Source organism: uncultured Pelagibacterium sp. (assembly GCF_963972885.1).
Classification (GTDB): Bacteria; Pseudomonadota; Alphaproteobacteria; order Rhizobiales; family Devosiaceae; genus Pelagibacterium; species Pelagibacterium nitratireducens.
In genome coordinates, this window is the sequence record NZ_CAXAXY010000032.1 from 1 (window position 1) to 22,946 (window position 22,946).

A 22,946-nucleotide genomic window follows, 5' to 3' on the forward strand; every position below is an offset into this window, starting at 1 on the left:
GGATGAAGCTTGCTTCGCCGTTCACCGCCCCTTCGGGCACCGCTTATATAAACCGGGGCTTATGGCCGTCGGATGCCTTTGCACGCCCTATGCTTTAAGATGATCCAGCACGCCCTGCCCTGCCGCCCGGCCCGTCGCCAGGCACGCAGTCAGCAGATATCCCCCGGTCGGCGCTTCCCAGTCGAGCATTTCCCCGGCCACGAACACCCCCGGCAGCTTTTTCAGCATCAGCCCCTCATCGACAGCGTTCAAATCCACACCACCGGCAACCGAAATTGCCTCGGCGATCGGACGCGGCCGCACCAGTGGCACCGCCAGGGCCTTGATCGCCCCGGCCAGCGCACCATTGTCCCCGCGCACCGCTTCGCCGGTCAGCTCTCTCACCAACCCGGCCTTGACCCCATCGAGCCCTACCCCCTTGCGCAATCGGCTCGAAAAGCTCGCCTTGGCCGGCTGCCGCGCCAGATCGCGCTCGAGCCGCTCGGCGGTCCGGTCCGGCACCAGATCGAGCACCAACGCCGTCGGCCCCACCTCCAGCCCATCGCGCAGCGCCGCCGATTGCCCATAGACCAGCGACCCCTCGACACCGGTCCAGGAGATAACGAACTCCCCACGGGTCGGCCCCGCCGCCACGGCCTTGACCGGCGCGCCTGCGAACCGTTCGACGAAGTGTTCGCTCCAGTCGACATCGAACCCGCAATTGGCCGGACGGAAGGGATCTACCGCCACGCCCCGCGCCTCGAGCCAGGGCACCCACGCTGCGTCGGACCCGAGCCGGGGCCAGCTCGCCCCGCCCAGCGCCAGCACCACGGCATCGAATGGCTCGCGCACCTCGCCCTCAGGCGTTTCAAACACCAGCGTGTCGCCCTCGAACCCCGCCCAGCGATGTCGCGTCCGAATGGCAACGCCCTGCTCTGCCAGCCGCTCGAGCCACGCCCGCAGCAGCGGCGAAGCCTTCATCGCCTTGGGAAACACCCGCCCCGAAGACCCCACAAACGTCTCGCTTCCCAGCCCGGCCGCCCATTCGCGCACCGCCGCGTTGTCAAATGCTGCAAGGATAGGCTCCAAAAACGCCCGCGCCGCGCCGAACCGGGAAAAGAAATCCCCCATCGCCTCGGCATGGGTTAGATTCAACCCGGACTTGCCCGCCATCAACAGTTTGCGCCCGACGGTCGGCATCCCCTCGTAAACGATGACTCGGTATCCTGCCGCCGATATCGTCTCAGCGGCCATCAGTCCGGCGGGTCCACCCCCGATGATTGCAATACGCTTGTCCATGGCCAGCCCAGAACACCCTTTCGCGACCGCTGTCAAATCGATAGATTTCCCTCTCGACTTGAGTCATTTCCAAAACAAAGAAGACCCATCATGTCCGACTCGCGTTCAAACGCTCCCGTCAACGAGGAGAAGCTCGACAAGCTCGCCCAGGTCGCCGTTCACACTGGCCTTGGGCTCGAAGCCGGTCAGGATCTGCTCATCACCGCCCCACTGTCGGCCCTGCCGCTCGTGCGCAAGATCACCGAGCACGCCTACAAGGCCGGCGCCGGTCTCGTGACCACGCTCTATTCGGACGAGGAAGCCACCCTGGCCCGCTACAGGCACGCCAATGACGACGCTTTCGACCACGCCGCCGGCTGGCTCTATGAAGGCATGGCCAAGGCCTTTGGCTCCAACACGGCCCGCCTTGCCATTTCCGGCGACAACCCCATGATGCTGGCCGAACAGGATCCCGAAAAAGTCTCCCGCGCCAACCGCGCCAATTCCAGGGCTTACAAGCCCGCCATCAAGAAGATCACGGGCTTTGAGATCAACTGGAACATTGTTTCATACCCAAACCCGCAATGGGCCAAGCTCGTCTTCCCCGATCTTGGTGAGGACGAGGCTGTCGCAAAGCTGGCCGATGCCATTTTCGCCGCCTCCCGCGTCGATCAGGCCGATCCCGTCGAAGCCTGGAAACAGCACAATGCAGAAATCCACGCCCGCCGCGACTGGCTCAATAAAATGAAGTTCCGCGACCTGCACTTCACGGCCCCCGGCACCGATCTCGTCGTCGGCCTCGCCGACGATCACGAATGGGCCGGCGGCGCCTCGCTCGCCAAGAACGGCATCACCTGCAATCCCAACATCCCGACCGAAGAGGTCTTCACCACCCCCCACGCCCGCCGTGTCGATGGTGTGGTGCGCTCCACCAAGCCGCTCTCGCACAACGGTTCGGTGATCGAAGACATCGAAATGGTCTTCAAGGATGGCGTTGCCGTCGAAGTGCGGGCTTCAAAAGGCGAAAACGTCTGGAACAAGGTTCTCGATACCGACGAGGGCGGCCGCCGCCTGGGCGAAGTGGCCCTGGTGCCCCACTCCTCTCCGATCAGCCAGTCCGGCGTTCTGTTCTACAACACGCTGTTTGACGAAAACGCCGCCTGCCACATTGCCATGGGCCAGTGCTACACCGAGTGCTTTGTCGATGGCGACAAGCTGAGCGAAGATGAAGTCGCCGAAAAGGGCGGCAACTCGAGCCTTATCCACATCGACTGGATGATCGGATCGGGCGAAATGGACATTGACGGCATCACTCAGGACGGCGAACGCGTCCCCGTCTTCCGCAAGGGCGAATGGGCAAACTGATCCAAAGCGCGAAAAAAGATGGAGAAGGGCTGGGTAATCCCCGGCCCTTTTTTTTGCCTTACCATCCTGTCCAACATTTCATCTGCCGGACAGCCTGCCGTGAGTTTGCATCCCCTAGTCTCCTCCCACCGGCGCAAAAGCTGTGCCGCCCATGCAAAGGAGACGACACATGAAAAATCTGAAACGGACCGCGATCATAACCATCGCTGCCGCCTCGATCGGAGCCGCAACGCTTGCTCCGGCCATCGCTCAACCCTTCGGCGGCGCCCGCGACACCGGCGTTCATCAAATTCACGGTGATGGTGCACGCAGCTTCCGCCCTGGCGGCGACAACCCGATGGGCCATTTCCGTCAGGGCGGCGGTCTTGGTGAAATGTTCCTGTCTGACCATGGCGCCGAAGCGATCGATATCGCCGCCGTCCGGCTCACCCATCTGCTCGATTTGACAGATGACCAGAAGGCGCTGCTCGAAGATCTCCGTGCCGCAGCCCTTGGCGCCTATGACGACGTTCAGGCTGCCCGCGACGAAATCGCTCCAGTCGCCGAAGACGACGCCGCCCAGCCCGATCTGGTCGCCCGCTTCGCCGGCATGGTTGCCATGACCACCGCCCGCGCCGAAGCCCTCGAAGCGCTTCAACCGACCTTCGAGACCTTTGTCGGAAGCCTTGACCAGACCCAGCTCGAAAAACTGACACCGCAGCGTCGGGGCGATCCGCGGGTCACACCCTCTGCTCCTGCAACCGATGCGGCTCCCGAAACCCCTCAAGCCGAGGGCTAAACGAGCCGCAACGCCACAAGAACACCCGATCCGGCGATCAGGAACGCCGGGTCGGCCCAAGAAAACCCCGGCACGCCCACCATGGTGCGTGCCCGCGTCCCCCCGAACCCCCGCGCCTCCATGGCAATCGCCGACCGTCCGGCCCGCCGCACCGCGAAGGCCAGCAACGGCACGGCCAGCACCGCCATCTCCCGCGGACCGGGAATACGCCGTACGGGCCTACCGGCCCGCATTGCCCGCGCCATACGCATCTGAGCCGCCTCGGCCAAAAGATCGGGAACCAGTTGCATCGCCACGAACAGCGCATAACCAAGCCGCACAGGAAATCTCAGATACGCGATTAGCGCCCGCACGAACGCCCCCGGATCGACGCTGAGCGCAAACAGGATCGAAATCGTCCCGATCGCCAATGCCCGCAGGCTCAAGGTCAGCCCTGCCGAGAGCGCCGCACCGCCATTATCCTCGCCCGCGATATGCATGGCAAAATCACTATCCTGGCGAAACAGCAGATTGGTCGTGACAAATCCCATGCCGAACAGAATGAACGGCACCATCAACGCCAAAAGAAGCAGGACGGGTACCCGCTGAATACCGACAAGCACCAAAACGACAACGCCGACCACCGAAATCTGGAACATCGGATCGAACGACGACGCCACCCCGACGAAAAACACCAGGCAGACGGCGAACACCGTCAGTGGATTGAGCCGTCCGAGCGGTGCGCCCGAAAATCTCTCATACAGCACAGCCATCCCGCCTCACCCCGCCGCCCGCATCCGCGCCGCCAATCCCACCCGCTCCAGCCAGTCGAGCACCGGCGCAAAAGTCGGCCGCGCAAGCCCCGCCGCCTCCGTCACGGCGGCACCGCCCAGAATGTCCAAGGGCTTGCCTTCGGCCAGTATCCCGCCATCGGCGATCACCGCGATCCGGTCACACAGCTTCACCGCCATGTCCATGTCGTGCGTGACGAGCACCACGCCCTTCCCCTTTTCCTTCAGCGCAAGAAGATGCTCTGCAACCATCGCCGCCCCCGCAGCGTCCAGTCCCGAAAACGGTTCATCGAAGACCACGAACGGCCAACGCCCACCTGCATCCAGGCTCGCCAGCGCCAGCCGGCGCTTCTGTCCGAACGAGAGCTCGAACGGATGCCGCTCTGCAAACCCGGCAAGCCCCCACCGCTCCAGCACAGCCTGGCAATCCCCGTCCCCGTCCATTGCCCCCAGAATTTCCTCCCGCACGCTCGCCGCCACAAGCTGGGCCTCCGGGTTCTGGAAGGCGATGCCTGCCATTGGCCCCTCCCGATGCCCCGCGCGCAACCGCAGCACACCGGCCAGGCTCGCCGCCAGTGTCGTCTTGCCCGCCCCATTGGGTCCGATCAGCCCCACAATCTCCCCCTCTCGGATGTCGAGATCTATGTCCTTGAGAACAGCGCGCCCCATTGGCGGGGCGCAATCGGCCTGCCTGAGGGACGCAACAACCTTGCCGCCCGCCGAAGGAACGCTGATGCGCTGCTCTATGTATCGCTGCGCAACGACACCGGCCGCCGCTACGGCCGCATCATCGCCGACACCTGGATCGAATGGTGCCAGCACATCCGCAAAGGACAGCGGGGCCTGCTCGGCGGCAAGCCCGATCGCGCCGAGCATGTCATCGAGCGCCGAAAAGCCGGGCCGCCAGATACCGGCTTGCACAAGGTCCTGCCCGCGCTCCCGAAACAGCGGCCCCGGCGGCATATCCGCCAGCACTGCGCCGTCCTCGCCAAGCACCACAACGCGGTCGATAGCGTCGATCAACCCGTCCAGCCGATGGTCGATGACCACCACAGCGTCAAACGTCTCCCGCTCCGACAGCAGACCATGCACCTTGGCCGTCGCCGCCGGGCTCAGATGCGAGGTTGGCTCGTCGGCGATCAGAACCGGCGTCTCCTGCGCCAGCACCGAAGCCAGCGCGACGAGCTGGCGCTCGCCGCCGGACAGCGTAGAACTGCGCCGGCCCTGCCACGCCTGCGGCAACCCGAGCCGGTCGAGAACGTCAGCAGTTCGCGCGGTGATCGTTGCCGGATCCATTCCCCGGTTCTCCAGCGCAAAGGCAATCTCCTCACCCACACGCATGCCGCACAGCGTTTCGTCGGCGTTCTGGAAATACTGCGCCACCGTATCGGCCCACTGCGCCGCACTGCGGCTGGCAACGTCGGCGCCATTCAGTTTGATCCGCCCCGCAACGCTAGCCGGAACGGCATTCGGGATCAGCCCCGTCAGCGCAAGCATGAGCGAAGATTTCCCCGAGCCCGACGGTCCGAGCACAAGAACGCGCTCTCCTTGCTCGACATCGATATCGACCGGCCCCACCGCATCGTCGGTGGCGAAGGGATATCGGATCGATACCCCCTCCCATTGCGCCATGGTCATTGGGCTGTCTGCGCCGCAAATCCAGCGCCGCGACGCTCGATATCGATGCGCAGCCCTCTGAGCACGCCCGTACGATAGAGAGCCTCGACAATCAGGTGACCCACAACCCCAGCCAACACGGCCCCGCTGACAAGCCGGATGACAAACATGGCCCCAACCAGCCAGGGCTCAAGCGCGCCGTAGTCGAACAGGAACCAGTTATAGACAAAGCTCGTCACCGAAGCGCCCATCCCCGCAGCGATCAGCACCGGCAGCCGGTAGTGCTTCCAGCCCAGCGCCGCAAAAACCAGTTCCGCCCCCAGCCCCTGCACAACTGCGGCGATCAGCAGACCGATGCCCGCCGGACTGCCCAGCAGTATCTCGACCCCGGCCGCGAGCACCTCGGCCATCAGCGCCACCCCGGGTTTACGGACGATGGCGGCGGCAACGATGGAGGCAGAGAACCAGAACCCCATGAAGACATCCATGGTCACCGGCCCGAACGCTGCCTGACTGACCAGCCAGACCTGAACCCAGGCCAGATACAACACGGCGAACGCGGCGCCGAAAACGGCAACGACAAGGGTTTCGCGCAGCGTCCAGCGCCACGAATGCGAAGCGAAATCGGACATTTGCTGTCCTCCTTTGATAACGATGTCGGAAAAAGCGCCGCGGGGCCGCGCCCCACGGACAAGTTACGCAGCGGCGTCCTTGGACGGGCTGTTGGCCGAAGCGGTCAGATCGATCGCGACATGTGCACTCGGGTCGCCGAAACTGAGCCATGCCTGCGAAAGGGCCTCAAAAACGGGCCCGGCGTCGCCGGCCAGCCTTGTGCAATAGTTCTTCGCCCTGTCGAACACCGGCGAGGCTTTCAGGAAATCGATGCAGCCGTAGATTTCGTCCATGTAATCGGCCGGGCCCAGTGGATAGAGCGAAAACTGCACGGCAACCCGCTGGCCAGTCGAGGGCGCATCGGTCACGGCCTGCGCCGCGTGCGTCTTGCGCCTTTCAAGGTCTTCATCGAAAGCCGACGGCTGCTCGGGCGAGCAGATGTCCATGTCCGGTTCTCCCGGACACCCGCGCGAGATGGTGGCATGCATCGCCACATGATGCCCACTCCGCGCTGCCGCAACGAACAATTCGCGCATGGTTGGAAAAATCAACTCTGGCGGACCGACGACAAGCGTCGAGATATCGTCCGTCTCTATGCGCAAGCGGTCCCTATAGGGCGCAATTGCGTCGAGAGAGGACAGAATTACGCGAACGAAATCGTCCGCCATGACATAAAGGGAGAGTTGTGCGCCGCACTTCATCTTCGCCTCGCTCCGCTGGTATTATCCAGATCAGCTTTAGGGTTAGATGGCTTTGCGCCGTCCTCTCAGCCCCGGCCATACGGAGCACCCCTGTCGAACGACTCGATGGGTAGCACAACTTTGGATCGTGTCGCAACGGGAACTTCCCGCTTTGAGAGAACACCGTTTTCCGGCACTCTATGCACCTGTTTCAGGAAAGGCCCAACCGTGCGAAACACCCGATTTGCAATAGCAGCCATCCTTGTAAGCGCCTTACCGGCGATCGGCTTCGCGCAGCAGGAAGCCGGAAGCGAAGAAGACGCCTTTGCGCGTTTTTCACAGAGCTTTCCCGAACTGTGCTATGGGCTCGAAGACTCCGCCGCCGCAGAATATTACGCGAACGAGAGTTGGGATCTGAGCTGGGAGCCCGAATATTCGGACACCCCACAGACCGCCACACTCTACAAATTCTTCTGCGGTTCTGGCGCTTACAACGTCAACCACATGTACTATCTCGAAACCGAGTATGAGGGCTTGGTGCCGGTGGCCTTTGCCACGCCCCAGTTCGACGTCGTGTATGAAAATGATGATTTCGAGGGCGCGGTCCTCGATATGCCGATGACAGGCTACGGCACCCAGCTGTTGCTTACCAATTCCGAATTTGACCCCGACAGCATGACCATCACCTCTCACGCCCTTTGGCGCGGCCTTGGCGACGCTTTCTCAGCGGGAACCTGGACCTTCGATGAGGGTCAGTTCGTACTTATCCGCTACGAGGTCGATGCGCAGTATGATGGCGAGGCCAATCCCGAAACCCTCGTGAGTTTCAAATAGGAACCGCGTGCCATGTCAGAACTCAAGACTCGCCCAACCGACCGGAAAGTTTCCCAATTCATCGACGCTGTCGAACCCGACCAGAAGCGGCAGGACTGCTGGACCATCGTCGAAATGATGCGCACGGTAACCGGTGCCGAACCCGTCCTGTGGGGTTCCTCGATCGTTGGCTTCGGCACCTACACCTACGTCAATACGACCAAAAAACCCGCCGATTGGCCCATCACCGGATTTTCGCCCCGCAAGGCAAATCTCACGCTCTACGTGATGCCTGGATTCTCGAACTATGAATCCCTCATGGCCAGGCTGGGCAAGCACTCCATGGGAAAATCCTGTCTCTATATCAAGAAGTTGGCCGATATCGACTTTGATGTTCTCGAAGAGATCATTCGGCGGTCGGTCCGCGACATGAAGGCGGCCTACCCCACCAGATAAGAAGAGACCGCAGCGCCGGGCGGACGACTGCGGTCTCCATAAACGCTTCCGCCGCGCTGTTGAGGGCTTGGGGGACTACAGCGGAAGCTTGTGTCCGCTAGTGCATGGGCTCGTTTGCCAGTCCAGCAGACACCTTCAATATCGGGTGCCATTGCGGCGACAAAAGGCCCAATCACCGAACTGTGATAAAATGCTGATTGGATCGCAGAGCATTGCACGGCGAAGCCGAAACTGGCATGCCTTGGGGTTAAAACCAAAAACAAGAACAGGACTAGCGCATGAAACTCATCACTCCGCCCGCCATACCGCTGAAATCCTTCTCCGATCCGGTCAAGGCCTGGGAGTATGTCTGCGAAATCTATGATCGCAACACGGGCTTCATCCGCGACCATCTGCTCAACCTCACCAAGGGCCAGGTGCCGCCGGGCAAAATCCGGGCCCACTACCCGAAGGTGCAGGTCCTTTCCACCAGTTTCCAGCAGCAGGCCAGTTCGCGTCTCGCCTATGGTTTCCTGCACAGCCCCGGCCTCTACCAGACGACGCTGACCCAGCCGGCGCTTTTTCACAAATACCTGATCGAGAACTTCTCGCTGATCCTCAAGAACCACGGCGGCAAAATAGAGGTCGGGGAGTCTGAAACCCCCATTCCGCTTCATTTCGCCGTCGATCCCAAGGAACGGGTCGAAGGCGACACGCTCCTCGATATCGGCGTACCGCTGCGCGATCTGTTTGATGTCCCCGATCTGGCGCATATGGATGACGAGATCGCCAATGGCACCTTCATTCCGCCCTCGGGCGGTCCCTACCCGCTTGCCGCTTTCACCGGACCGCGCGTCGATTATTCGCTGCACCGGCTCAACCACTACACCGGCACGGTCCCCGATCACTTCCAGAATTTTGTGATCTTTACCAACTACCAGTTCTATATTGAGGAATTCACCCGCCTCGCCCATCAGTGGATGAGCGAAGGCCACGAATTCTATGAAAGCTTTGTCGAACCGGGCAATGTGATAACCACCAACTCCCGGCTCGGCGGCGGCACTGAAGGCACGCTCCCGGCCCGCCAGCCCCAGATGCCCGCTTATCACCTGACCGCGCCGAACGGACGTGGCATCACGATGATCAATATCGGCGTCGGCCCCTCCAACGCCAAAACGGCGACAGACCACATCGCCGTTCTGCGTCCACATGCCTGGCTGATGCTCGGCCACTGTGCCGGCCTGCGCAACTCTCAGTCCTTGGGCGACTACGTTCTGGCCCACGCTTACGTGCGCGAAGATCACGTTCTCGACGACGATTTGCCGGTGACGGTCCCTATTCCTGCACTGGCCGAAATCCAGCTCGCACTGCAGGAGGCCGTGGCCGAGGTCACCCACCTTGAAGGGCTCGAAACCAAGACCATCATGCGGACGGGAACGGTGTTTACCATCGACAACCGCAACTGGGAGTTGCGCGACCAGAGCGAGATCACTCGCCGTTTGTCACAATCGCGCGCCATCGCGCTGGACATGGAGAGCGCCACTATCGCTGCCAATGGATTTCGCTTTCGCGTTCCCTACGGAACCCTGCTCTGCGTATCCGACAAACCCCTGCACGGCGAACTCAAGCTCCCGGGCATGGCCTCGGACTTCTATCGCACCCAGGTCAACCGGCACCTGCTGATCGGCCTCAAGGCCATGGAGATCCTGCGTAATCAGCCGGTCGAAAGACTGCACTCGCGCAAGCTGCGATCCTTTGCCGAAACGGCATTCCAATAAGAAAGGGCGCCTCTGGCGCCCTCCTCATAAGCCCGGAAAATCCTGCCTCAGCGTTTGAGCGCCAGGCTCTCATTGGCAGTGATCGCGGTCATGTTCACGATCCCACGGCTGGTTACCGACGGCGCCAGAATATGCGCCGGGTTCCGCGTGCCCATCAGGATCGGCCCGACCGGAAGTGCGTTGTTGAGTTCTTTCAGCAAGGTCATGGAAAGATTCGCGCTTTCAAGGTTCGGGAACACCAGAAGGTTGGCTTCGCCCTTGAGGACCGAGTCGGGAATGTAGCGTTCACGCAACCCCTGGTTAAGCGCCAAGTCGCCTTGCATTTCGCCCTCAACGATGAGGTCGGGGGCCACGCGTTTGAGCTTGTCGTAGGCCTCTTTCATCTTGTGTGATGTGGTGCCTTCACGCGATCCGAAGTTCGAGTAGCTCAGCAGGGCCGCCCTGGCCTCGATATTGAAGCGCTTGAGATGATCGCGCGCCTGCAAGGTGATCGAAACGATCTCGTCGGCGCTCGGATCCATGTTCACGTAAGTGTCCGCAAGGAAAAATGCCCCGCGCGGCATGATAAGCATCGAGAGAGCCGAGACGTCCGAAACGCCGTCCGAAAGGCCGACGACCGATTTGATATCGCGAACATGCTTGATGTAGCGGCCCTGAAGACCGCAGATAAGACCATCGGCATCGCCGCGCTTGACGGCAAGAGCGCCGATAACCGTGGTGTTGGTGCGCACGATGGTCCGCGCCGTGTCGGGTGTGACGCCCGAACGACCGACGAGCGAATGGAACTCGGAGACATATTCCTTATAGCGCGGATCGTCTTCGGGATTGATGATCTCGAAATCCTTGCCCGGCGTCAGCTGCAGCCCGAAGCGTTCGATACGCTGCTCGATAACGAACGGCCGCCCGATGAGTATGGGCTGCGCGATTCCTTCTTCGAGCACCACTTGCGTGGCCCGCAATACGCGCTCGTCTTCGCCATCGGCAAATGCGACCCGCTGACCGGCGCCCTTGGCGCGTTCGATCATAGGCTTCATCACCATGCCCGAGCGGAAAACGAAGCGGTTGAGACTGTCCTTGTAGGCATCAAAATCGGCGACTGGACGACGCGCAACGCCTGAGTCCATGGCGGCCTTGGCCACAGCGGGCGCGATACGCAAAATGAGGCGCTGATCGAACGGATTGGGAATAAGGTAATCCCGCCCGAAGGTCGACGGGGCGCCCGGCACCGACTCGAGGACAGGCTCATGGGCGAGCTTTGCGATGGCGTGAGCGGCCGCGGCCTTCATCTCCTCGTTGATCGTGGTGGCGCCGACATCGAGCGCGCCGCGAAAGATGAACGGGAAACACAGGACGTTGTTGACCTGGTTGGGATAATCGGACCGCCCGGTGCAGATCATCGCGTCGGGACGCTCTTCCTGAGCGATTTCGGGCATGATTTCCGGAACGGGGTTGGACAGCGCCAGGATCAGCGGGTTTTCCGCCATGTCCTTGAGCATCTCCCGCTTGAGCGCGCCGGCCGCGGAAAGCCCAAGGAAAATGTCAGCGCCCTGCATCACCTCGGCCAGCGCGGTCTTGTCGCTGTCTTGCGCGAAAGCGCCACGCCAGCGGTCGACCGAATTGTCACGCCGCGTCGTCACCAGACCTTCGCGGTCGGCAACCCATATGTTTTCCCGCTTTGCGCCAACTGCAATCAGCATGTTCAGGCAGGCAATCGCCGCCGCACCGGCTCCCGAAGTGCAGATCTTGGCGTCCGAAATGTCCTTACCGGCAATCTTGAGCCCATTAAGGACAGCGGCGGCAACGATGATCGCCGTTCCGTGCTGATCGTCATGAAAGACCGGGATCGACATACGCTCCCGCAAGGCTTCCTCGATTTCGAAACAATCGGGCGCCTTGATGTCTTCAAGATTGATGCCGCCGAACGAGGGCCACATCGGCGCTACGGTTTCAATGAATTTCTTTGGATCCTGCTCGTCAATTTCGATGTCGATGGAATCGATACCGGCAAATTTCTTGAACAGAACCGCCTTGCCTTCCATCACCGGCTTGGATGCCAGTGCTCCGATATTCCCCAGGCCGAGAACTGCGGTACCATTGGAAATGACCGCCACAAGATTGCCACGCGAAGTGTAGAGCGCCGCCGTTTCCGGATCTGCAGCAATTTCCTCGCACGGTGCCGCGACCCCGGGCGAATAGGCAAGCGCCAGATCGCGCTGGTTTGCCAGCGGCTTGGTCGGGACAATCTCGATCTTGCCGGGCTTGGGATGCTGGTGGAAATGCAGGGCAGCGTCTTTAAGTGCCTTCTGCGGATCGCGCGGTTCGTCCGTCATGCCGTCTCCTCGGATTAGCGGCGAGATAACTGCCACCAATCGCACCAAAATGGAAGGCTTGCAGACCTATCTTTTCTGCGAACGGAAAATTCCGCTTAAAGGCCGAAACAATACATCGGCAAATCAGGCTGCCAGCCCCGGCTCGAGATTGCTTTCCCGACTGCTCGGTCTGAGGGCACTGGCCAGAACGAGAAACGATGACAGTTTCAACGGCGGGGCGAAAAGATAGCCCTGGGCAAAAACCACGTTCTTGGACCGAAGATAGAGTGCTTGCTCCTGGGTTTCTACGCCTTCGGCTATGATATCGATATCAAGGTCCTTGGCCATCGATATCAGGGCATCGACCACCGGAACGGGCTGGTTGGCGTCCCGTATCATTTCGACGAAAATCTTGTCGATCTTGATGATGTCTATGCCCAGCGTTTGAAGATACGCGAGATTTGAATGCCCGGTGCCCGCGTCATCCATGGCGATCCGAACCCCCAGCTTGTGCATCGCCGTCATGACCCGGTTTGCAGCATTGCGGTCGTCAAGCGGCCTGCGCTCGGTAATTTCGAAGACGAGTTGACGATAGGAGATGCCGCTGCCTTCAAAGACCGACTGAATGTCCTCCACAATCGATCCGTCCCGAAAATGGCCCTCGAACAGATTGATCGACACCTTGAAATCCGGAACTTCACGGCAGATGTCCTCCAGGTCGTAACGGACCTGCTCCATCAGGCTCAATGTCATAGGAATGGCCAGCCCCGACATCTCCGCGTAATCGATAAAGACTCCCGGCGGAATGACTTCACCGTTTTTCTTCACCCACCGGATGAGAACCTCACAGCCTATGAGCTTTCCGGTCCTGAGATTGATGACCGGTTGGTAATAGGGCTTCATCTCACCGGCGATAATGGCGCGTTCGAGGTCGAAGGCAACGATATCGGCCTTGCGTGCATATTGGATCGCCAGGACCAAAATGAGCCCGCCCATGAAACATGCAGCCACCGTAAATCCGATATCGAGCGGCGAATAACCGGAACGAACTTGAGAAAATGAAACCCCGGCTTCGGCCTTGAGCGGTATTTCACCAGCAAATGATCGCGCGAAAATATAGTCGTCCCGACCGGCCCCTTGCCCGATCCGCTCATCTCCCCGCAGCAGGATTGAACTGCCGCTTGTCAGCGCGACCTGCAAATAGCTGATCTGGCCGAGAAGCGGGACATCGTTTCTCATGAGCATCGGTGAGGCCAGCACGAGCGCCGAGACGGTACGCTCGCGTCCGAACGCCTGGGTTATCTTGAGCAGCGGCGTCTCTATGCCATCGATGGCCACAACGCTGAGCGTTTCAGTATGGCCCGGAATTGTAAGATTTTCGGACAGCACACGGTACTGCACCGCATGCCCGAACGCAGAGCAGTATTGCACGCCATCACTATTCTGCACGATCACCTGTCGCAAAAACGGATTGGATTGAAGTTCAGTGTTGACGTTGTCCACAAATGTTGCAGCGCACAGTGACGGGCTGTTCGCCAGAATACGTCTGAGCGATTGAATGCCCTCGTGAACCGTGAGCTGAGAATCGTGGGTGATGGCATCGACCGTCGTCTGAAGCGCGGTTGTTTCCCGTGCCATGACGTATCCGTCGATGACATGGTCAACCGCCACGACTGGCAGAAACGCCAGCAGTGCGACGACGAGCAGCACAATTTGTGAAAAACGCGATCGCAAAAAAATGCCCGGAAGTATCGAACCCTCAAATTCGACCCTACCGGGCAACACTTTAACTACGCATTAAATCGGTCGCATTACGCCGCATACATCAGGCGTTCTTCTTGTCCGTCGGCAAGTTGAGCCGCAAATGAAGCTCACGCAACTGTCTGGGCGATGCCTCGCTCGGTGCGCCCATAAGCAGGTCTTCCGCCTGCTGGTTCATCGGGAACAGAGTGATCTCACGCAGGTTCTGAACACCGCACAACAGCATGACGATACGGTCGATGCCCGCAGCCATGCCGCCATGCGGCGGGGCACCATACTGGAACGCACGGTACAGCCCGCCAAACCGATCCTCGACGTCCTGGCGCGACAGCCCCACCTTCTCGAAGGCGGCGACCATGGTTTCAGGCTCCTGATTACGGATCGAACCCGAGGCGATTTCAAAGCCGTTGCAGACGGCGTCGTACTGATAGGCCTTGATCGACAGCGGATCCTCGCCATCCAGCGCCTCGCGACCGCCCTGGGGCATCGAAAAGGGGTTATGCGCGAACTCGAACTTCTTTTCTTCTTCGTCCCACTCATAGAACGGGAAATCGACGATCCAGCACAACGCATAGCTATCGAGATCGAGAAGTTCGAGATCGGTACCAACCTTGGTACGGGCAGCACCGGCAAAGCTATGGAACTTGGAAGGGACACCGCAGACGAAGAACACGGCATCGCCATCCTTGAGGCCGAGTTGAGCACGAATGGCATCCGTGCGCTCCTCACCGATGTTCTTGGCGATCGGCCCAGAACCGGCCCCGTCCTTAAAGAAGATATAGCCCAGACCCGGCTGCCCCTCGCCTTGCGCCCAGGCGTTCATGCGGTCGCAGAACGCACGCGATCCACCTGTCGGGGCCGGAATGGCCCAAACCTCGACCTTGGGATCGCCCGCTATCTGATTGGCGAAAACCTTGAACCCTGAATCGCGGAAATGCTCGGTAACATCGTCCATCTCGATCGGGTTGCGCAGGTCGGGCTTGTCCGAACCGTACTTGCGGATTGCCACATCGTAGGGAATACGCGGAAATTCCCCGGTAACTTTCTTGCCTTCGGCAAATTCCTCGAACACGCCGCGAATGACCGGCTCCATTGTGTCCCAGACTTCTTCCTGGGTCACAAAGCTCATTTCAACATCGAGCTGATAGAACTCACCCGGCAGCCGATCGGCGCGTGGGTCCTCGTCGCGGAAGCACGGGGCAATCTGGAAATACCGATCGAACCCGGCCACCATAAGCAATTGCTTGTACTGCTGCGGCGCCTGCGGCAGAGCGAAGAACTTGCCCGGGTGGATACGGCTCGGCACGAGAAAATCGCGGGCGCCTTCGGGAGACGAAGCGGTCAGGATCGGCGTTGAGTATTCCCCGAAGCCGATCTCGTTCATGCGACGGCGCATGTCGGCGATAATTTGGGAACGCTTGACGATGTTGGCGTGCAAGGTCTCGCGGCGCAAATCGATAAAGCGATAGCGCAGGCGGGTGTCTTCGGGATAGTCGGGCTCCCCGAACACCGGCAAGGGCAGCTCTGCGGATTTGCCCAGCACTTCGATGTCACGGATGAAAACCTCGATCTCGCCGGTCGGCAGATTCTTGTTTGTGGTTTCCGGCGTACGCGCCTTGACCTCGCCGTCCACGCGAATGACCCATTCGGCCCGAACGGTTTCGGCCAGCTTGAAAGCGGGCGAGTCTGGATCGATCACACACTGGGTCAATCCATAATGGTCGCGCAGGTCCAGAAACAGCAGCCCGCCATGATCTCGAATGCGATGCACCCATCCTGACAGCCGAGCGGTCGAGCCAACATCTGCCTTTTTGAGTTGGGCACAGGTGTGCGAACGATAGCGATGCATCACAACAAGTCTTTCGAGAACGGAGTGGGAATTTGTGCCGGAAAAGCGCATGTGACGGGCCCAATGTCAAGCATGATGCGCCATGGCACTTTGCGGTGGGACAACAATGCTGATAACAGACATCCCATTATTTTTGAACTGGATACCGACTCAATGCAGGTCATCACTTCGACGCGGGCGCTGGAGGCGTTCTGCAAGGACGCTGCGACCTATGATTTCGTGACCGTCGATACCGAATTCTTGCGCGAAACGACATACTGGCCGAAGCTTTGCCTCATTCAGGCTGCCACCACCGACCGGGCGGTCATCATCGACCCCCTCGCCGATGACATCGATCTGGCGCCGTTCGCAGAACTTCTTGCGGACCGGCATGTGACAAAAGTATTCCATGCCGCAAGGCAGGATATCGAAATCTTCGTAAAACTGTTCGGCGTCGTTCCCCACCCCATCTTCGATACGCAGGTTGCCGCCAGCGTGTGCGGCCATGGCGATTCGGTCTCCTATGACAATCTGGTGCGCTCCGTGGTCGGCGAGCAGATCGACAAGAGTTCACGCTTTACGGACTGGTCCCACCGCCCACTGACCGAAAAGCAGCTCAGCTACGCTCTGGCCGATGTCACCCATCTGCGCGACATCTATGCGCAACTGCGCACTGAAATCGAAAAAACGCGCCGGGGCGCCTGGGTCGCCGACGAAATGGCCGTACTGGAAAGCGTCGATACCTACGTCATCCAGCCCGAAGTCGCATGGAAGCGGGTTAAGGCCAGGGTCAACAAGCCCCGCGACCTGGCCGCCCTTCAAGCCATTGCCGCCTGGCGCGAACGCCGTGCTCAGGAAAACGACCAGCCACGTGGCCGGATCCTCAAGGACGACGCCATCGCCGAGTTGGCGATCCAGCGCCCCACCACACCCGATGCCTTCGAAAAGCTTCGCGCCGTACCGCGTGGCTATGGTCGGTCGTCGGCTGCTGGAGAATTGATCGCCATCATCAAATCGGTGGAAGCAGCGGACAAATCGAGCCTGCCCAAGATCGCCGAACGCCCCCGCGGACCTTCACCCAAAGGCGCAGTCGGCGACCTGCTTCGAGTCTGGCTCAAGGCCGTTGCCGACACCAACGGCGTTGCAACCCGCATCATCGCCAGTTCCGATGACATCGATGCCATTGTGCTTGACGACAACGCCGACGTGCCTGCCCTCAAAGGCTGGCGCCGCAAGCTGTTTGGCGAAAAGGCCCTGGCGATCAAGCACGGTCGCATGGCTCTAGCCGCGACGCGCAAAGGTGTGGTCGAAGTGTCCGTCGACCTTGCCGAATAAGGGTCAATCGACCCTTATTGTGCCATCCTTGAACCCCGCTTCAGTGGCCAGTTGGCGTTGGCGCCCGCGCATCCTGTCGCCGTCCAGAAACGCCAGGTCGGCAGGCAGGTGCAATTCGAGTGTTTTGCCATCCACCGAGAACCGGGTGCGCGGCAGAATTCCCGGCATGGCTGCTGCCAGCGGATAAGCGACCCGAAAATAGGCAGCGATCAATCGCGCCCTTGGCCCCAAATCCTTGCCAGACAGTTCAAGCAGCTTGGCATTGGTGCTTTTTTGCTTAAAGCCCATGTAGCGGAACGCCAGGGTTTGAGCGAGAAAAGCCCGACCGGCGTGACTGATCCCGACAATGTCGGAAAAGGCCACCATCTGGATGCTTTGTTCGCCCCGATAGTCCGGATGTGCCCGCCAACCGATATCGGAAATATAGCACGCAGCCTTGCGCAATCTTTCCTCATCGGTGCTTTCCTGAGCTCCGATCAGATTGAACAATGCCCCGCTGCCATCGATAAGATCGCCCGAAAATTCAGGCGCCCGCGAACGCAGCATGGAAATTTCCGCTGCAGCCTGCAGCAGTGGATCGATTTCCTTTTCGGGGTCTGGGAGCCTGTCGTAAAGATAGCCCTCACGTACGCCCTGTGCCGAAAAGACGACTTCATCGAAGTCTCCGGCCCGCAACACTTCCGCCAGAACGGCCGCACCGTAGGGCAGAAGATCCTTTCGCGACCCCGATACCGTTTCGATGCCCTTGACCAGTTTCTTGTCGCCATTGCCCTCGATCAGTGCTTCGCACAAGGGCAGGATGTCCGCCGTACTGACCACGTAATCCTGCACCATATGCAAAGGATAGTTGCACCGGGCCTGATGCAATTTGGCCAACGCACGCCACGTACCACCGATGGCCGCAAAAGATTTGTATCGTCCCGGTTCGAGCAGCTTGGACGACTTGAGGCGCTCCCGGATGATCCCCGACGCCTTGGTCGCTGTCATCTGGGTGTCGTCCTGAAGCCTGATGACACCCAGTTCGTGGGTCTCCCCACCGGTATCTTGCCCGCCATCCACCATGGCCAGTTCCAGGCTACCACCGCCCAGATCACCCACCACTCCCACGAACTCGGGCATACCCGAGACCAGCCCAAGGGCCGCATAGTGGGCTTCTTCAGAGCCGCTGAGCACCCGCACCGGCACACCTATGATATCCTCGACGGCCCGTGCAAATTCCGGCCCGTTTTCAGCCTCCCGGGTGGCCGATGTGGCGATGGCGTAAATGTCGCCGACTTCAGTCAAACGGCAGACCAGCGCAAACCGCCTTATGGCCTTCAGGGCGCTGGCCATCGAGGTCTCGGCCAGCCGCCCAGTGGCGGCCACCCCGCGCCCGAGCGTGGACGAGGACTTCTCATTGTAGAGAACCGTCAAAGCGCGCGCGAGGCGCTCGTAAACAACAAGACGCACCGAGTTCGAGCCGATGTCGAGCACCGCAACGGGCTTGGCCCCTGAAAGGCGGCCCTGCCCGGCCGGGTCGGATTCAAGGCTCCAGAATCGAATCAAAGATCACTGTCCTCGTCGTCGCTATCCCCGTGCAACGCGCTCCCGCGTCCCGACAGGGATGGATTGGTCATGAAATAGTCGTGCGCGTTGAATGCCTCTTCTCCATCGCCAGGCACAATGCGCTGGGCAGTACCATCCGGCAGGACCTCCCAGCTTTGCTGGTTGTCGCGAAGGTTGGCCACCATGATGCGGTCGAGAATCTGCCTGTGCACGGTCCGGTTCTTAATAGGCACCAGCGTTTCGACACGCCAGTCCAGATTGCGCGGCATCAGATCTGCCGAAGAAATATAGACCGCCGCGTCGCGCGATGGCATCTCGCCACCATTGCCAAAGCAATAAATTCGGGAATGCTCAAGGAACCGCCCGACGATGGACTTGACGCGGATATTGTCAGAAAAGCCCGGAATACCAGGCCGCAAACAACATATTCCGCGCACCACCAGCTCGACCTTCACGCCGGCCTGACTGGCCTCGTAAAGGGCATCAATGAGCTCGGGATCGACCAGTGCGTTGCATTTGAACCAGATGGCAGCGGGCTCGCCCCGGCGCGCCAGTTCGATCTCGGTTGCAATATGTTCCATCAACGTCGCCCGCAACGCGAACGGCGAAATGGCGATGGCTTCGAGTTCACTGGGGCGTGCATAGCCGGTGATGAAGTTGAACACCCGTGCAACGTCACGCGTGATAATCGGATCGGCCGTAAAGTAGGACAGATCGGTATAAATTTTGGCCGTTACCGGGTGGTAGTTGCCTGTCCCGACGTGGCAATAGGAAACCAGCTTGCCCTTCTCGCGCCGCACGACCTGGCTGAGCTTGGCGTGGGTCTTGAGCTCTATGAACCCGAAGACCACCTGCACGCCGGCCCGTTCAAGATCACGCGCCCAGCGGATGTTGGCTTCCTCGTCGAACCGTGCCTTGAGTTCGACCAGCGCGGTGACCGATTTACCCATCTCGGCCGCCGCTATCAGGGCCTTGACGATCGGCGAGTCCTTGGACGTGCGGTAAAGCGTCTGCTTGATCGCCACAACATCGGGATCGCGTGCCGCCTGGGCGACAAACTGCGCAACGACATCGAAACTCTCGTAAGGGTGGTGGACAACAATGTCCTTTTCCTGGATCGCGGCAAAACAATCACCGTGATGGTCACGGATGCGCTCGGGAAAGCGGGCGTGGTAGCGCGGAAACTTCAGCTCTGGCCGATCCAGATCGCAAATCTTGCCCGCGTCGGCGAGCGCCATAAAGCCATCGACCTCGAACGTATCCTCGGCCGTAATGCCCAGTTCTTCAGCGATAAGCCGCTTGAGCGAACGCGGCATGGACCGCTCGATTTCCAGCCTTATCACCTGGCCGCGACGACGCTGACGCAGTGCCGATTCGAACTCGACGACCAGATCGGCTGCCTCATCGTCGATTTCGATTTCGCTGTCACGAACGATCCGGAACGACCCGTGCCCGACGATGTTGTAGCCGGGAAATATCTTGTGGAAGAAGATCTGGACCATCGTCTCGACAGTCACCATCTCGACGCGCCGATCCGAAATCGCCTTGGTGGGCAGCTTTATGAAACGGTCGAGGTTGGACGGTATGCGCACCAGTGCTGTCAGACGCGAATTGTCAGTCGCCCGGTCGAGTTGGAAGGCCAGAGAGAACCCGAGATTGGGAATAAACGGGAAGGGGTGAGCCGGATCGATGGCAATCGGCGTCAGCACCGGAAAAATCTCTTCCCGGAAAATCTTTTGCAGGAATTCAACCTGTTCCGGCGTGAGATCCGCAGCTTCATGCAGAATGATGTTCTGCTCGAACAACTCATCGCGAATAGACTGCCACTGATCCTGCTGTTCGAGGTGCAGATGCTGGGCAAGCGTCGTGATCTCCTCGATCTGCTCGCTCGGCGTCATGCCATCGGCGCTTTCGCGCGGCAGACCCGCCCGCAATTGCCCTTTCAGGCCGGCGACGCGCACCATGAAGAACTCGTCGAGATTGTTGGCCGAAATCGAGACGAACCGCAGCCTTTCCAGCAGTGGGTGATTGGGATTGGCCGCTTCTTCGAGCACCCGCATATTGAACTGAAGCCAGCTCACCTCGCGGTTTACGAACCGCGCAGGGCTCGACCGCAATGCCTCGATATCGGGCGCGGCCTCGTCGCTCGAATGCTGGTCATGGGCCATATCGTCCATTTTTCACCTTTCCCGGTCGCCTAGCGTTCCGAGCGGATTACCAGCGCTTCGGCCGCAATGGCCCGCGTGATTGCCCGCCCCCGTGACAGTGACAGCCTGTCGAGAAGCTCGACCAGAGCGACCACTTCCTCCGACGAGCGCTCCATGCGGCCCACCAGATAGGAGATTACTTTCGGATCGACCGACAACTGCCTGTCGGCGAACAATTTCACGAACATCTGCGACAACAAGATGTCATCGGGCGCAGTGAGCGAAAAGTGCGCGGCCAGCCGGACACGCGATTTGACGTCATTGGTCTTGTAGGGCCATTCGTTTACCTGAGTCCTGGCCGTCATCAATAGAGGCCGCTCGTCGCGCATGGACTGGTTGAGCAAATGAAAAAGCTCCGCTTCCTCATATCCGTTCCGATCCGCATCTTCCACCAGAACCGGTTGCCGTCCGCCCTCTGTGGCGAATGTTTCGGCAATATCGGGCCGCATGATGGCTGCACCGGCCCGCCTCGCCCATATCCGTGCCAGATGTGACTTGCCCGATTTGGCGGCTCCGACCACCAGCGTCATGGGAGCGGCCCAGTCGGGGAACGCCATCACATGTCCGAAAGCCATCTCGTTGCCGGCACACACCATGAAATCATCCTCGGTCTGGGCAACATCGTGCCCGAGATCGAGAATAAGCTGTTCCTTTGTCAGCGGGGACAAGGTGCTAGGAGATTTCTTTTGGGCTTGCATCGGCGCCAGCCTTCTGCGGAGCAATCATTGCAGTCGGTGAATCGTAGATGGGGCTTTGCTTGTATTTGCGAACAGCCCAACGGACGAGCACACCACAGATGGCCGCCAGTGGCACGGCAATCAAGACCCCCAGCGCCCCGAAGAGGACGGCAAAGGCAAAAAGCGAGAACATCAGCCAAACGGGATGAACACCAATGCTCGATCCCACGAGTTTGGGGTACAAAATATTGCCTTCGAGAAACTGGCCGACGAGAAAAATCGCCAGGATCACAGCCATCATGGGCCATTCGGGCCAGAACTGCACGAGGGCAATGCCCATCGAAAGCACAAACCCGATCAATGCGCCGACATAGGGAATGAAGCTGAAAAGCCCGGCCATCAATCCGATGGCGAGACCAAAGCTCAGCCCCGCCAGCGACAGCGACACGGCATAAAATATTGCCAATATCCCCACCACGGCGCCCTGCCCGCGAACAAAACCGGCAAGGGCTATGTCCATGTCCTTAAACAGCGCGTGCATCTCGGCGCGGTGCGCCGGTGGAAACAGGCTATCTACGCTGGCCACCATGCGGTCCCAATCGAGAAGGAGATAGAAAGCCACGACCGGGGTTACGACGATGATGCCGATCGTATTTATGATGCTCATCGATTGCTGCATCACCTGCCCGGTAAAGCCGGTGAGCATGCCGATGCCATCGGCGAACATCTGTTCGATGCCGCGCTCGAGTTCCTGCATCCGTTCGGGACCGAGCCATTGCTCGAGCCGCGGGATCATGTTCTCGATGAACACCTGCAACTGCTGGACATAGGTGGGAATGTTGCGCGCCAGCCCGAAAGCCTGCTGAAGCAGGAGCGGAACAATAAGCAGGAAGACAGCCAGCAGCGCCAGCATGGCCAGCAGCATCACAATCAGTGTTGCAAACCCGCGATGGAACTTGCGGCTCTGAAGCCAGTCGACGAACGGGTTGAGCAGATAGGCCAGCGTGATGCCGAGAACGAATGGCAGCAGAATGCCGCGGAAGACCCACAACAGGACCCCCAGAACGACTAACAGTGCGATCCAGAAGGTGATCTGGTTCCTCAGTGACATGGCAGTCCTTGCGTGTAGCGTTGCGAGCCGGTATCAGCCTTCCGAAATATAGAGCCCGACCGGGCCGA

General features: G+C 60.1%; 18 protein-coding genes and 1 riboswitch. Of the genes, 6 read left to right on the top strand and 12 right to left on the bottom strand.

Annotated features, from left to right (window positions below):
• Positions 1 to 87: 87 nt before the first annotated feature.
• On the bottom strand, positions 88 to 1,278 hold the full coding sequence (locus tag AACZ55_RS07435; RefSeq protein WP_339644735.1) for a TIGR03862 family flavoprotein: 1,191 nt from the start codon (positions 1,276 to 1,278) through the stop codon (positions 88 to 90).
• A 90-nt stretch (positions 1,279 to 1,368) separates the two neighbouring features.
• Between AACZ55_RS07435 and AACZ55_RS07440 the strand changes: the two genes are divergently transcribed.
• Together AACZ55_RS07440 and AACZ55_RS07445 are read left to right on the top strand one after the other, a co-directional pair.
• Entirely contained in the window at positions 1,369 to 2,622 is a 1,254-nt protein-coding gene (locus AACZ55_RS07440; RefSeq protein WP_339644738.1) for an aminopeptidase, read from the top strand.
• A 169-nt stretch (positions 2,623 to 2,791) separates the two neighbouring features.
• The gene (locus tag AACZ55_RS07445; protein ID WP_339644740.1) at positions 2,792 to 3,400 is read left to right on the top strand and encodes a Spy/CpxP family protein refolding chaperone; all 609 of its coding nucleotides are present in this window, start codon (positions 2,792 to 2,794) and stop codon (positions 3,398 to 3,400) included.
• Here the strand turns inward: AACZ55_RS07445 and AACZ55_RS07450 are convergent.
• The 4 genes from AACZ55_RS07450 to AACZ55_RS07465 all read right to left on the bottom strand — a co-directional run bounded on the left by AACZ55_RS07450 (position 3,397) and on the right by AACZ55_RS07465 (position 7,100).
• Positions 3,397 to 4,152 (bottom strand): energy-coupling factor transporter transmembrane component T, encoded by a 756-nt coding sequence (locus AACZ55_RS07450; protein WP_339644742.1) that lies wholly within the window; start codon positions 4,150 to 4,152, stop codon positions 3,397 to 3,399. The two genes, AACZ55_RS07445 and AACZ55_RS07450, sit on opposite strands and share 4 nt — an antisense overlap.
• A 6-nt stretch (positions 4,153 to 4,158) precedes the next feature.
• Positions 4,159 to 5,808, bottom strand: a complete 1,650-nt coding sequence (locus AACZ55_RS07455) for an ATP-binding cassette domain-containing protein (protein ID WP_339644745.1) — start codon at positions 5,806 to 5,808, stop codon at positions 4,159 to 4,161.
• Positions 5,805 to 6,419, bottom strand: a complete 615-nt coding sequence (locus tag AACZ55_RS07460) for an ECF transporter S component (protein ID WP_339644747.1) — start codon at positions 6,417 to 6,419, stop codon at positions 5,805 to 5,807. Before AACZ55_RS07460 ends, AACZ55_RS07455 begins: the two co-directional genes overlap by 4 nt.
• A 63-nt stretch (positions 6,420 to 6,482) precedes the next feature.
• On the bottom strand, positions 6,483 to 7,100 hold the full coding sequence (locus AACZ55_RS07465) for a YkoF family thiamine/hydroxymethylpyrimidine-binding protein (RefSeq protein WP_339644750.1): 618 nt from the start codon (positions 7,098 to 7,100) through the stop codon (positions 6,483 to 6,485).
• Positions 7,091 to 7,202: riboswitch (TPP riboswitch) on the bottom strand. (Overlaps the previous gene by 10 nt.)
• A gap of 105 nt (positions 7,203 to 7,307) precedes the next feature.
• Between AACZ55_RS07465 and AACZ55_RS07470 the strand changes: the two genes are divergently transcribed.
• From AACZ55_RS07470 to AACZ55_RS07480, 3 genes are all read left to right on the top strand, one after another.
• Complete coding sequence (locus AACZ55_RS07470; RefSeq protein WP_339644753.1) at positions 7,308 to 7,913, top strand: DUF1176 domain-containing protein; 606 nt, start codon at positions 7,308 to 7,310, stop codon at positions 7,911 to 7,913.
• Positions 7,914 to 7,925: 12 nt separating this feature from the next.
• A complete protein-coding gene (locus tag AACZ55_RS07475; RefSeq protein ID WP_339644756.1) occupies positions 7,926 to 8,348 on the top strand; it encodes a DUF1801 domain-containing protein in 423 nt (140 codons plus the stop codon).
• 278 nt (positions 8,349 to 8,626) lie between these two features.
• Complete coding sequence (locus AACZ55_RS07480) at positions 8,627 to 10,105, top strand: AMP nucleosidase (protein WP_338610565.1); 1,479 nt, start codon at positions 8,627 to 8,629, stop codon at positions 10,103 to 10,105.
• A gap of 47 nt (positions 10,106 to 10,152) precedes the next feature.
• On the opposite strand, the gene AACZ55_RS07485 is transcribed toward AACZ55_RS07480, so the two are convergent.
• The 3 genes from AACZ55_RS07485 to aspS all read right to left on the bottom strand — a co-directional run bounded on the left by AACZ55_RS07485 (position 10,153) and on the right by aspS (position 16,024).
• Positions 10,153 to 12,435: an NADP-dependent malic enzyme gene (locus tag AACZ55_RS07485; protein WP_339644760.1), complete on the bottom strand. Its 2,283-nt coding sequence runs from the start codon at positions 12,433 to 12,435 to the stop codon at positions 10,153 to 10,155.
• Positions 12,436 to 12,558: 123 nt separating this feature from the next.
• Complete coding sequence (locus AACZ55_RS07490) at positions 12,559 to 14,124, bottom strand: EAL domain-containing protein (protein ID WP_339644763.1); 1,566 nt, start codon at positions 14,122 to 14,124, stop codon at positions 12,559 to 12,561.
• A 115-nt stretch (positions 14,125 to 14,239) separates the two neighbouring features.
• The gene (gene aspS, locus AACZ55_RS07495; RefSeq protein WP_339644766.1) at positions 14,240 to 16,024 is read right to left on the bottom strand and encodes an aspartate--tRNA ligase; all 1,785 of its coding nucleotides are present in this window, start codon (positions 16,022 to 16,024) and stop codon (positions 14,240 to 14,242) included.
• Positions 16,025 to 16,177: 153 nt separating this feature from the next.
• Here aspS and rnd point away from each other — a divergent pair, with 153 nt between their 5' ends.
• A complete protein-coding gene (gene rnd / locus AACZ55_RS07500) occupies positions 16,178 to 17,338 on the top strand; it encodes a ribonuclease D (RefSeq protein WP_338610557.1) in 1,161 nt (386 codons plus the stop codon).
• Positions 17,339 to 17,341: 3 nt separating this feature from the next.
• On the opposite strand, the gene AACZ55_RS07505 is transcribed toward rnd, so the two are convergent.
• From AACZ55_RS07505 to AACZ55_RS07520, 4 genes are read right to left on the bottom strand one after another with little or no spacing between them, the layout of a single operon-like run.
• Positions 17,342 to 18,883 carry a Ppx/GppA phosphatase family protein gene (locus tag AACZ55_RS07505; RefSeq protein ID WP_339644770.1) on the bottom strand — a complete coding sequence of 514 codons (1,542 nt, stop codon included), beginning with the start codon at positions 18,881 to 18,883 and terminating at the stop codon, positions 17,342 to 17,344.
• Positions 18,880 to 21,060 carry an RNA degradosome polyphosphate kinase gene (locus AACZ55_RS07510; protein ID WP_339644773.1) on the bottom strand — a complete coding sequence of 727 codons (2,181 nt, stop codon included), beginning with the start codon at positions 21,058 to 21,060 and terminating at the stop codon, positions 18,880 to 18,882. The genes AACZ55_RS07505 and AACZ55_RS07510 overlap by 4 nt, the downstream gene beginning before the upstream one ends.
• Positions 21,061 to 21,080: 20 nt before the next feature.
• Positions 21,081 to 21,758 (bottom strand): hypothetical protein, encoded by a 678-nt coding sequence (locus AACZ55_RS07515; RefSeq protein WP_338610552.1) that lies wholly within the window; start codon positions 21,756 to 21,758, stop codon positions 21,081 to 21,083.
• A gap of 4 nt (positions 21,759 to 21,762) precedes the next feature.
• Positions 21,763 to 22,878 carry an AI-2E family transporter gene (locus AACZ55_RS07520; protein WP_338610550.1) on the bottom strand — a complete coding sequence of 372 codons (1,116 nt, stop codon included), beginning with the start codon at positions 22,876 to 22,878 and terminating at the stop codon, positions 21,763 to 21,765.
• Positions 22,879 to 22,946: the final 68 nt, after the last annotated feature.

What these genes read in the sequence shown, in the direction of transcription:
- AACZ55_RS07435 (WP_339644735.1), bottom strand. Translation starts at nt 1,278, where the DNA reads ATGGACAAGCGTATTGCAATCATCGGGGGTGGACCCGCCGGACTGATG.
- AACZ55_RS07440 (WP_339644738.1), top strand. Translation starts at nt 1,369, where the DNA reads ATGTCCGACTCGCGTTCAAACGCTCCCGTCAACGAGGAGAAGCTCGAC.
- AACZ55_RS07445 (WP_339644740.1), top strand. Translation starts at nt 2,792, where the DNA reads ATGAAAAATCTGAAACGGACCGCGATCATAACCATCGCTGCCGCCTCG.
- AACZ55_RS07450 (WP_339644742.1), bottom strand. Translation starts at nt 4,152, where the DNA reads ATGGCTGTGCTGTATGAGAGATTTTCGGGCGCACCGCTCGGACGGCTC.
- AACZ55_RS07455 (WP_339644745.1), bottom strand. Translation starts at nt 5,808, where the DNA reads ATGACCATGGCGCAATGGGAGGGGGTATCGATCCGATATCCCTTCGCC.
- AACZ55_RS07460 (WP_339644747.1), bottom strand. Translation starts at nt 6,419, where the DNA reads ATGTCCGATTTCGCTTCGCATTCGTGGCGCTGGACGCTGCGCGAAACC.
- AACZ55_RS07465 (WP_339644750.1), bottom strand. Translation starts at nt 7,100, where the DNA reads ATGAAGTGCGGCGCACAACTCTCCCTTTATGTCATGGCGGACGATTTC.
- AACZ55_RS07475 (WP_339644756.1), top strand. Translation starts at nt 7,926, where the DNA reads ATGTCAGAACTCAAGACTCGCCCAACCGACCGGAAAGTTTCCCAATTC.
- AACZ55_RS07480 (WP_338610565.1), top strand. Translation starts at nt 8,627, where the DNA reads ATGAAACTCATCACTCCGCCCGCCATACCGCTGAAATCCTTCTCCGAT.
- AACZ55_RS07485 (WP_339644760.1), bottom strand. Translation starts at nt 12,435, where the DNA reads ATGACGGACGAACCGCGCGATCCGCAGAAGGCACTTAAAGACGCTGCC.
- aspS (WP_339644766.1), bottom strand. Translation starts at nt 16,024, where the DNA reads ATGCATCGCTATCGTTCGCACACCTGTGCCCAACTCAAAAAGGCAGAT.
- rnd (WP_338610557.1), top strand. Translation starts at nt 16,178, where the DNA reads ATGCAGGTCATCACTTCGACGCGGGCGCTGGAGGCGTTCTGCAAGGAC.
- AACZ55_RS07510 (WP_339644773.1), bottom strand. Translation starts at nt 21,060, where the DNA reads ATGGACGATATGGCCCATGACCAGCATTCGAGCGACGAGGCCGCGCCC.
- AACZ55_RS07520 (WP_338610550.1), bottom strand. Translation starts at nt 22,878, where the DNA reads ATGTCACTGAGGAACCAGATCACCTTCTGGATCGCACTGTTAGTCGTT.